This is a genomic window from Rossellomorea vietnamensis (genome assembly GCF_001305855.1).
GTDB classification, from domain to species: Bacteria; Bacillota; Bacilli; order Bacillales; family Bacillaceae_B; genus Rossellomorea; species Rossellomorea vietnamensis_A.
Map to the genome: position 1 here is coordinate 1 of NZ_LIXZ01000041.1, position 2,446 is coordinate 2,446.

Here is a 2,446-nt window from a genome sequence, read left to right on the forward strand (position 1 = left end):
GTGTACCAGTTGTCTTGCCAAAGGCATCGCTGGGTAGCTATGTGCGGAAGGGATAAGTGCTGAAAGCATCTAAGCATGAAGCCCCCCTCGAGATGAGATTTCCCATCACGTAAGTGAGTAAGATCCCTAGAAGATGACTAGGTAGATAGGTCAGAGATGGAAGCATGGCGACATGTGGAGTTGACTGATACTAATCGATCGAGGACTTAACCACAAAGAGTCATATTTATATGAACAACAATTGGTCGRTATTCGGCTTTCTTGACATCAATTCTTTATCTAGTTTTCAGGGAATAATTTTTATACGAAATATAAAAAAGCCTTGAAAAATTGTATCTACACGATATAATAATACTTGTCTTTGAAAAGAGACAAGACATAGTCTGGTGACAATGGCGAAGAGGTCACACCCGTTCCCATGCCGAACACGGAAGTTAAGCTCTTCAGCGCCGATGGTAGTTGGGGGATCTCCCCCTGTGAGAGTAGGACGTCGCCAGGCTATATATCATGGAGGATTAGCTCAGCTGGGAGAGCATCTGCCTTACAAGCAGAGGGTCGGCGGTTCGATCCCGTCATCCTCCACCAAAGATTTTTGCGTCAGCAAAATATCTTTCCATGAATTGATTTTATTAAGCAAAATACACGCCGGTGTAGCTCAACTGGTAGAGCAACTGACTTGTAATCAGTAGGTTGGGGGTTCAAGTCCTCTTGCCGGCACCATTTGGTTTTTTTATGAGATGAGCCATTAGCTCAGTTGGTAGAGCATCTGACTTTTAATCAGAGGGTCGAAGGTTCGAATCCTTCATGGCTCACCAAAGATTTTTGCCTCGGCAAAATATCTTACCATTGTTTTTCTCCAATGTGAAAAACAAAAATATATGCGGGTGTGGCGGAATTGGCAGACGCACCAGACTTAGGATCTGGCGCCGCAAGGCGTGGGGGTTCAAGTCCCTTCACCCGCACCATTTCTTTTGCGGAAGTAGTTCAGTGGTAGAACACCACCTTGCCAAGGTGGGGGTCGCGGGTTCGAATCCCGTCTTCCGCTCCAGAGACTTGCCGGGGTGGCGGAACTGGCAGACGCACAGGACTTAAAATCCTGCGGTAGGTGACTACCGTACCGGTTCGATTCCGGTCCTCGGCACCAAAGATTTTTGCGTAAGCAAAATATCTTTCCTTACGTTACTTATTAAAAAATAGATTTCATTTAGCGCCCGTAGCTCAATTGGATAGAGCGTTTGACTACGGATCAAAAGGTTAGGGGTTCGACTCCTCTCGGGCGCGCCATATATCGGGAAGTAGCTCAGCTTGGTAGAGCACTTGGTTTGGGACCAAGGGGTCGCAGGTTCGAATCCTGTCTTCCCGACCACTTCTTTGGGGCCTTAGCTCAGCTGGGAGAGCGCCTGCTTTGCACGCAGGAGGTCAGCGGTTCGATCCCGCTAGGCTCCACCAAGATTTTTTGCGCCAGCAAAATAATCTTTATTGATTTTTGCGGAGCATATGTTTTACGAAAGTGAAACTTAATACTATGTTTTATGTTTCTTGGCGGTGTAGCTCAGCTGGCTAGAGCGTACGGTTCATACCCGTGAGGTCGGGGGTTCGATCCCCTCCGCCGCTACCAATAGGGACCTTTAGCTCAGTTGGTTAGAGCAGACGGCTCATAACCGTCCGGTCGTAGGTTCGAGTCCTACAAGGTCCACCAAGTACCATTTTTATCACGGAGGAATACCCAAGTCCGGCTGAAGGGATCGGTCTTGAAAACCGACAGGGGTGTAACAGCCCGCGGGGGTTCGAATCCCCCTTCCTCCTCCATTTTATTTTAATCCATTATTATCGTCGCGGGGTGGAGTACGGCCGAATAATCTTCGGAGTTTACACATCAGCGCACCGACTGAGCAGCAGCTTGAATGAGCTTACTGAAGTCGGGGTGGATCTACGTGATGCACAATGGGATAGTGGAAACTTAATAATATATTATCGTCGCGGGGTGGAGCAGTTCGGTAGCTCGTCGGGCTCATAACCCGAAGGTCGCAGGTTCAAATCCTGTCCCCGCAATACCATTTTTGACTGATTTTTATGATAGGTTATTGTTAATCTTTCATGAGTCACGCATGGATAGTTATTTTCGCTGTCGCGAAGGTAATGAAAGTTATTTTGCTTACGCAATGCATGGTAAAATATTTTGCTAACGCAAAAATTTTTGGTCCGGTAGTTCAGTTGGTTAGAATGCCTGCCTGTCACGCAGGAGGTCGCGGGTTCGAGTCCCGTCCGGACCGCCATTTTTAATTAGAATATTGTTTCTTGAAAAGGAAAAGGGTTTCGATAAGCGAGAAGGTCGAGGAAGCGATCGAAGGAACACCGGAGCGTATTTTACATACGTGAGGATGTGACTGAGTGAGCTGACGAAGAGATTCGAAGCTTAGCGGAAGCCGAAAACTATTTGGCTCAG

General features: G+C 47.4%; 14 tRNA genes and 2 rRNA genes. All 16 read left to right on the forward strand.

Going from position 1 to position 2,446, the window contains the following annotated elements:
• Window positions 1-214: ribosomal RNA gene (locus tag AM506_RS21410) — 23S ribosomal RNA — on the forward strand; the annotation flags it as partial.
• Between the two features lie 168 nt (window positions 215-382).
• Window positions 383-499, forward strand: a 5S ribosomal RNA gene (gene rrf, locus AM506_RS21415).
• A gap of 10 nt (window positions 500-509) precedes the next feature.
• Window positions 510-585 (forward strand) — tRNA-Val (locus tag AM506_RS21420).
• 59 nt (window positions 586-644) lie between these two features.
• A tRNA-Thr gene (locus AM506_RS21425) sits at window positions 645-720 on the forward strand.
• A 19-nt stretch (window positions 721-739) separates the two neighbouring features.
• Window positions 740-815: transfer RNA gene (locus tag AM506_RS21430), tRNA-Lys, on the forward strand.
• Window positions 816-880: 65 nt separating this feature from the next.
• Window positions 881-965 (forward strand) — tRNA-Leu (locus AM506_RS21435).
• 8 nt (window positions 966-973) lie between these two features.
• Window positions 974-1,048: transfer RNA gene (locus AM506_RS21440), tRNA-Gly, on the forward strand.
• 7 nt (window positions 1,049-1,055) lie between these two features.
• A tRNA-Leu gene (locus tag AM506_RS21445) sits at window positions 1,056-1,144 on the forward strand.
• Between the two features lie 63 nt (window positions 1,145-1,207).
• Window positions 1,208-1,284 (forward strand) — tRNA-Arg (locus AM506_RS21450).
• Window positions 1,285-1,289: 5 nt separating this feature from the next.
• Window positions 1,290-1,366, forward strand: a tRNA-Pro gene (locus AM506_RS21455).
• A 7-nt stretch (window positions 1,367-1,373) separates the two neighbouring features.
• Window positions 1,374-1,449 (forward strand) — tRNA-Ala (locus AM506_RS21460).
• A gap of 92 nt (window positions 1,450-1,541) precedes the next feature.
• Window positions 1,542-1,618 (forward strand) — tRNA-Met (locus tag AM506_RS21465).
• Window positions 1,619-1,622: 4 nt separating this feature from the next.
• Window positions 1,623-1,699 (forward strand) — tRNA-Ile (locus AM506_RS21470).
• Between the two features lie 17 nt (window positions 1,700-1,716).
• Window positions 1,717-1,809: transfer RNA gene (locus tag AM506_RS21475), tRNA-Ser, on the forward strand.
• A 169-nt stretch (window positions 1,810-1,978) separates the two neighbouring features.
• Window positions 1,979-2,052 (forward strand) — tRNA-Met (locus AM506_RS21480).
• A gap of 147 nt (window positions 2,053-2,199) precedes the next feature.
• Window positions 2,200-2,276: transfer RNA gene (locus AM506_RS21485), tRNA-Asp, on the forward strand.
• The last annotated feature ends 170 nt before the right edge of the window (window positions 2,277-2,446 follow it).